Annotated in this window: 3 protein-coding genes; all 3 read left to right on the top strand. The window is 39.8% G+C overall.

Translation table 11 applies throughout. The annotated features are described in order from the left end of the window. The first annotated feature begins 81 nt into the window (after window positions 1–81). On the top strand, window positions 82–765 hold the full coding sequence (locus AB4496_RS15195) for a class I SAM-dependent methyltransferase (RefSeq protein WP_372131278.1): 684 nt from the start codon (window positions 82–84) through the stop codon (window positions 763–765). Further along, the gene (locus AB4496_RS15190; RefSeq protein ID WP_136990891.1) at window positions 762–1,616 is read left to right on the top strand and encodes an EamA family transporter; all 855 of its coding nucleotides are present in this window, start codon (window positions 762–764) and stop codon (window positions 1,614–1,616) included. Before AB4496_RS15195 ends, AB4496_RS15190 begins: the two co-directional genes overlap by 4 nt. A 409-nt stretch (window positions 1,617–2,025) precedes the next feature. Further along, the coding region (locus AB4496_RS15185) for an Rpn family recombination-promoting nuclease/putative transposase (protein WP_137002641.1) at window positions 2,026–2,817 on the top strand (792 nt) is incomplete at its 3' end.

The following is a 2,817-nucleotide window of genomic DNA, read 5'->3' as shown; positions in this document are numbered from 1 at the left end:
ATTAAGTAATAATTTATTAATATCAAATCTTTACATACAGTAGCATTGCAGGCTATGGAAATTATCAGGCCTAGACTAAGTATGGATAGTTATAATGACCCTTGGGATAAAATACGCTGGCATAATGAAGAACGCTTCTCTATTGATGACGAAGTTGAATTTCATTTGGTTTCTTGGGGAAGTCAAAAAAACATTATTGAGTTTGGGGTATATCACGGGGCGAGTCTCGTTTTACTCGATAAGATTTACACCCCTGAATCCATCATAGGCATAGACAAACGTCGAGAGCATCCAGCCTTAAGTCAATACCGAAAGGGGCCTTCAGCACACTCTGTAATAGAGCCTTATTGTGGAGTAAAGCAAGAGCATACAGACAAGGTCATTCAAATATTAGAATCACACTTCCCCACAAAAAATGTAGATCTAATTATTGATGATTACAACCATTTATATGAACCAACAAAAGCCGCCTTTTTGACATCATTCCCTTATCTAGAGTCAGGTGGGATATACATCATAGAAGATTGGGGGTGGGCGCACTGGCCGGGCGAATTTCAAAAGAAAGAACTGTTTCCCGGAACGCCTTTAAGTAAATTGGTTTTCGAATTACTCATACTTCAAATCGTCATTCCAAATGTCATAGCTAAAATTGAAACTGATTATAATCACGTTGCTATTACTAAAGGAGAAGAGAGTAGCCCCAATAACCGAAAACTATTTGAACTCATAAAATGCAAGACCTCGATTCACATTGAGAAACAATGATAAGTTCCTACACTATATTAGCTCTAGCTATGACTTTAAGTTCATTAGACAAATGGATTTCACGAGTCTTTCTTAAGAAAAATCCTTTATGTAATGAATATTTACTAGCCTATCAAATCACATGCAGTTTACTCGCTGCTCTGTTTGTTATCTTCGAAATCGAACAAATCCCTACAAAATTCGACAATACAAGTGAACTTTGGGAGCTGTTGCTTTTAAGTATATTCAGTGTTTTCTCATGGCTTGGGTTTGCGTACTCAACCTTTAGGGCTCGTGCTTCAATTGAATTAGGCTCTATCTCGATAATCTCTAAAACAAAGATCATTTGGAGTGCTCTGTTCGGGGTTAGCTTTTTAAATGAGACACTGACTTTCCTTCAAATGACTGGCGTTATACTGATACTTGTCGCTTCACTGCTCATCAGCACAAGTAACAACATGAATCTTCTTTTTTCAAACAATCTACACGCGTGGCTCGCGCCAATCTTTCTCACTCTAGCCATTGGTTTTGATAAAGTACTTACGTTGTACTTACCTACTAGCGTTATCCTTTTTATCGGTTTTTCTGGAACCGCTTTTTTGACGCCTCTACTATTTAAAGTTCATTATAGGTTAATCAAAAAAGTTCTATTTAACGCCGTAATAACAGCCACTTGCGGAACAGCAAGCTACTATTTTCTCTTAAAAGTGCTTAACACTAGCGCTTTTAGTTTAGTCATGGTTTTATTCCAAGGAGCCTTCATCCTCGATATTCTTTTTGGTTACTTCTTTTTAAAAGAGCGCACGAACCTTAAAACGAAAATAGTCTCTTGTTTACTCGCTACCCTTGGTATTTTGACTTTGGCTTCATAACGTACACTTATTTACAGAACTCCAAGTGTGACTCCCCAAAACACAAACTTCACCAAAAAACCTAATCTTAAAATTTGATGACTTTAAAACATCCCCGAGCGATACATGTTAGTCAATTAACCATTGTTGTTACAGCGTTTATAGCATATAAATCTCGCTGTAGAAAAAGGCCTAATTGAGAGGGGCTTTCTACTACAAACCTAATCGATTAATAGAGTTTTGTTAGAAAGCCTACTTAATGTTAGGCGTGGCTAACTATTGTTGCACTCTGCTCTCATTTTACACTCCCCCGTCAACCTCCCTTGGGAATCACATTAAATAATCTAAATTGATGCGTGAGCAAAAATTAAGCTAGCGCAGAATCCCTATCGTGATACTGATTTAACTCATTTGGTGTTAGGATAATAAAATGAAAAAGACCACGCCAACCCCACATGATGCCCTCTTTAAGCAGTTTCTCACTCATCCAGAAACCGCTAAGGACTTATTGGATATTCACCTGCCTGCTGAGCTGCGTGAAATCTGTGATTTGACGACCCTAAAACTCGAATCAGGCAGCTTTATTGAAGAAAGTTTACGGCCTTACTATTCGGATGTCCTTTATTCTCTTACAACGTCTCAGGGGGAAGGTTACGTCTACGCGTTAATCGAGCACCAGAGTCGACCAGATAAACACATGGCATTCAGACTAATGCGTTACGCTATCGCCGCCATGCAGCAACATATTGAAGCTGGCCATGAGCGTTTACCTCTGGTGATCCCGTTGCAGTTTTACCATGGTAAGGTCTCGCCCTACCCGTATGAGATGAATTGGTTAAAAGGGTTCGTTAACCCTCTTATAGCTAAAGCGCTCTATACTCAAGATTTTCCATTAGTCGATGTCACGGTCATCTCCGATGATGAGATAATGCAGCATCGCCGCATCGCATTGCTTGAGCTTGTCCAAAAGCACGCAAGGCATCGGGATATCATGGATTTCTTTGAGCCTCTGGTCACATTGCTCTTAACCGATTACACTACAGATAAGCAAGTACAGTCATTGATGAGCTACTTACTCCAAGTGGGTGAAACGAACAACCTAGAGGCGTTAATTACGTCACTAGCCTCATCAGTACCGAAACACGAGGACACACTTATGACTATTGCAGAACAATTGCGCCAACAAGGCGAGCAACGTGGCCGCCAAGAAGGACGTCAAGAA

The organism is Vibrio sp. 10N.222.46.A1, from assembly GCF_041473595.1.
Classification (GTDB): Bacteria; Pseudomonadota; Gammaproteobacteria; order Enterobacterales; family Vibrionaceae; genus Vibrio; species Vibrio tasmaniensis_A.
Note: the sequence above shows the minus strand (reverse complement) of the source record. Positions and strands in the feature narration are given on the sequence as shown.

What these genes read in the sequence shown, in the direction of transcription:
- AB4496_RS15190 (WP_136990891.1), top strand. Translation starts at nt 762, where the DNA reads ATGATAAGTTCCTACACTATATTAGCTCTAGCTATGACTTTAAGTTCA.
- AB4496_RS15195 (WP_372131278.1), top strand. Translation starts at nt 82, where the DNA reads ATGGATAGTTATAATGACCCTTGGGATAAAATACGCTGGCATAATGAA.